Origin of the sequence: Paenibacillus whitsoniae (genome assembly GCF_003955665.1) — a bacterium.
Taxonomy (GTDB): Bacteria; Bacillota; Bacilli; order Paenibacillales; family NBRC-103111; genus Paenibacillus_E; species Paenibacillus_E whitsoniae.
Genome location: NZ_RXHU01000153.1, coordinates 1 through 3,379, shown reverse-complemented (window position 1 = coordinate 3,379; position 3,379 = coordinate 1). Strand labels below are relative to the sequence as shown.

At 55.5% G+C, this 3,379-nt stretch carries 4 protein-coding genes; 2 read left to right on the top strand and 2 right to left on the bottom strand.

Going from position 1 to position 3,379, the window contains the following annotated elements; all coding sequences use genetic code 11:
* A partial coding sequence (locus tag EJQ19_RS31340) for a hypothetical protein (protein WP_164716867.1) occupies positions 1 to 501 on the bottom strand: 501 nt, incomplete at its 3' end.
* A gap of 143 nt (positions 502 to 644) precedes the next feature.
* Positions 645 to 1,829, bottom strand: coding sequence for a GGDEF domain-containing protein (locus EJQ19_RS31335; protein ID WP_164716865.1), 1,185 nt, complete (start codon positions 1,827 to 1,829; stop codon positions 645 to 647).
* A 170-nt stretch (positions 1,830 to 1,999) separates the two neighbouring features.
* Here EJQ19_RS31335 and EJQ19_RS31330 point away from each other — a divergent pair, with 170 nt between their 5' ends.
* Both EJQ19_RS31330 and EJQ19_RS31325 read left to right on the top strand, forming a co-directional pair.
* A complete protein-coding gene (locus tag EJQ19_RS31330; RefSeq protein WP_126145130.1) occupies positions 2,000 to 2,668 on the top strand; it encodes a hypothetical protein in 669 nt (222 codons plus the stop codon).
* A gap of 13 nt (positions 2,669 to 2,681) precedes the next feature.
* Positions 2,682 to 3,379 (top strand): Bcr/CflA family efflux MFS transporter (locus EJQ19_RS31325; protein ID WP_126145132.1); only part of this gene is annotated, 698 nt, incomplete at its 3' end.

Sequence of the window (3,379 nt, the reverse complement as noted above, 5' to 3'; positions counted from 1 at the left end):
GCCGGCGCGCCAAGCCTCTGAGAGCTCTTTGACGAGGAGAGATTGCTCGGCAATCTGTTCCTCCATCTCGCGCAGCACCGGGGATAGCGCGGCTTTGCTGCGCAGTGCGGCTTCTTTTTGCGCCATGAGGTCATTGTACTCGGCTTCCGCGTGTTGATAGAGCGCCAAATCGTCGCCTACCTGATGCAGGTCAGCCTTCGTATCTTCCAGCGCCTGCCGGGCGGTCTGCAAAGCGAGCACGGCGTTCAGCACCTGCTGGCGTTCCAATTGAAGCTGCTCCTCCTTGCTGCGCAGAATCGTATGGAAAAGATTCGCTAGCGTCAGCTTCGTCAGACGCTCCACATCGGCCTGTTCGGCTTCCAGCTCGAGCTCCAGCTTGATGATGCGCCGCTCGTGATCGTTCACGCGCTGCTGCAGTTCCTCCCGCCGCCGCTGCGCGCGTTGATAGCGGTACATGCGCTCTTTGGCTGTTTCGAGCGGGTCGTGCCCTGTCTCTGTCATCGCAATCCCTCATTTCTATGCAAAATGGAAATCGACCCTTGGTCATCTTTTACGCACAGACGGCTTGTGAAGTTTCGCTTAGGCACGAACAAGGCCGTCCCTCAATAAGCCTAAGGAACGGCCATCGTTAGTCCCCATGCAGGTTAAGCTAATGAAGGCTGGGCGTCAAAATACCCGCGAGCAACGCCGTTTTTGCCTCTTCGTTTGGCCTGATAAAGCGCTTTATCGCAGGTGGAGTAGAGCACTTCGAGCTGCGTGCTGTCGTCGGGGATAACCGTTAGTACGCCAATGCTGATCGTATAGGGTCGCGAAGTGCCTGGAATGCCGGCTTGTTCGGCTATGTGGCGGAGTTGCTCGGCAATGGCGGTGGATGCTTCTTCATCCCTGTCGGGCAGCAATATGGCATATTCGTCCCCACCGTACCGCGCAAGCAGGTCCTCTTCCCCTAAATGCCGCTGAATGCGAGCGGTCAGATCGACCAACGCCCGGTCCCCGACATCATGACCGAAAGTATCGTTAATGCTTTTAAATTCATCAATGTCAAAAAGAAGCAGCGAAACCGGTCTTTTCTTCCGAGCGAGCGTCCGCAAGTGGTCGTTTGTGCGGGCAATGAACGTCCTGCGGTTCAGCGCCCCGGTAAGGTCGTCATAGTTAGCCATATGAAGCAATGCTTGATCGGCCTGTTCCTTCATGAGAAGCAGAAATCCCGTGTTCGTCGAAATCATAATGAGATATTGTCCAACGAGCATTAAGGCCTGATTGCCGGTGCTTGCATGAAAATAACTGAATAGAGCATCGAAGAAGAAGGCGAGCACGCCGCGAAGCACCAAGATGACGACGATGCCCAAATACAGATAGCCCATGATGCAGGAGAGCGCAGAGGCATTTTTTTTACGAACCATGCGAATGCCCGGGATCACGATGCCCGCGACAAGGCCTAAGGACGTGAATACGATGCGAAGATCCTCCCGATTGTGAAACAGCAGGACCAGATGATAGGCAATCACATTCAAAATCGTTAATGTGGTAAAATATCGTAAATCCGTCTCTTTTTGCAACCGCTGTGTCTGCAGAATGGATACGACTTCAAGGGCGTACCCGACAAATAGCGCAGTGTTCACCAGCGATAACGTAAGCGGGTCGGACGAGCCGCCTCGCAGGAGCAGGATGAGCCAGGCAGCGGCCTGGAGAACTTTTGCATAAAAAAAGCTCCGAATCCCGACCTGCTGCTTATGATGACGCCAATAGGCGGTAATTAGCACAGCTGTAAACAAGTTCCCGATGATCAGGGTCGTCAGCATTGTTTTTAAATCCAGTTGTAGACTCATTCCGATCCCCATCTGACTTCAAGATTTTGTCGAACGATATTTATTTTACCATACTCATGTAGAAGGATGTCCGAAATCTTGCTAAAATGAAAGCGGCATCGGGATCATCCCGGTCTTTCCATACTCAAATAAAATGATTAATCATGTTAATCAGAAGCGGGGCATATAGGATGAAAAGAATGATTTTCCGCGCGGCCTGGAAGCCGGGCGAAGCGCCGGCAGGTGTTGGGGCGCTGGCGGCCAGCAGAGAAGCCGAAAAGCTAGTGCGGCAAGGCATCTTGATGACAGCGGCGGCTTACGAGTGGCGCGGGCAGCTGTTTCTCTATTATGAGTGCGTCGACCGCCACGTCGAGCCGGATGAGGTTGCCGGTGCGGCGCTGCCCTATTTGCAGGAGTGGCCTGGTCAGCCGGAGCCGCGGAAGTGGATTGGGATGGTCGATGTGTTTCATTTTAACGAGCCGGCTAGTCCCGAACATTGGATGCGCAAGCAGCCTGTGGAGAAGCGGGTGGGGCGGGTGGCCCATCTCAAGCCGGAAATGATCAGCAGTTACATTTACTATCATTACCAACTTCAAGAAGAACGTGCGTTTCTAGGAGACAAATATGAAATTATCGCGATGCACGAGAATCTGCTGTTCGGCTATCAGGAATTTCCGAAGGTGATTGAAGAGCCGGTGCTGCCTGGACGCTTGCAGACGCGGGGAACGCCGGAGAATTGGGACGACGCCCGGATGGATCTGCATTTTCAGCCATGGGAGGATGGGCATTTGTATTTTAAACCGATTAACACGGTGTTCGCTTACTATATGGGCGAGTTGACTACAGAAGAAAGTTTGTGATGGGATGGCTAAAATGATGACGGATACGGCGGCAGCCGCGCGCGGGAAAAACCGGCTTTGGCTTGTGCTGGTGCTCGGCTTGCTCGCATCGTTCGGGCCGCTGTCGCTCGATATGTACCTGCCCGCGCTGCCGGTGATCGCAGGGGATTTGGAGACGACAACGTCGCTCGCGCAAATGAGCCTGACCGCCTGTATGCTGGGGCTGTCGCTCGGACAGCTGGTCGCAGGCGCGATCAGCGATGTGCGGGGCAGGCGGATTCCGCTGCTGATCGGGCTGGCCGTGTACGGCGTGTCCTCCGCGCTTTGCATCTGGGCGCCGACCATCGGGGCGTTTCTGCTCTTGCGCTTCATCCAGGGGATGGCCGGGGCTGCCGGCATCGTAATCTCCCGCGCCATCGTGCGGGATCTGTACGAAGGCGTGGCGCTGACCAAGTTCATTGCCCTGCTCATGCTGGTCAATGGCGCGGCGCCGATTCTGGCTCCGATTATCGGAGGGCAGCTGCTGGAATTCGGAGACTGGCGCGACATGTTCGGCGTGCTAAGCTTGTTCGGTGTCGCGATGCTGATGGCGGTGGTGCTCGGGCTCAAAGAGACCCATCCGCCGGAGCGCCGGACCCAAAGCGGGCTCGGGCATACGCTCCGCGTCTTCCGCGGGTTATTGACGCACCGCCTGTTTATGGGGTATGCGTTGACGCAGGGGCTCGTTTTTGC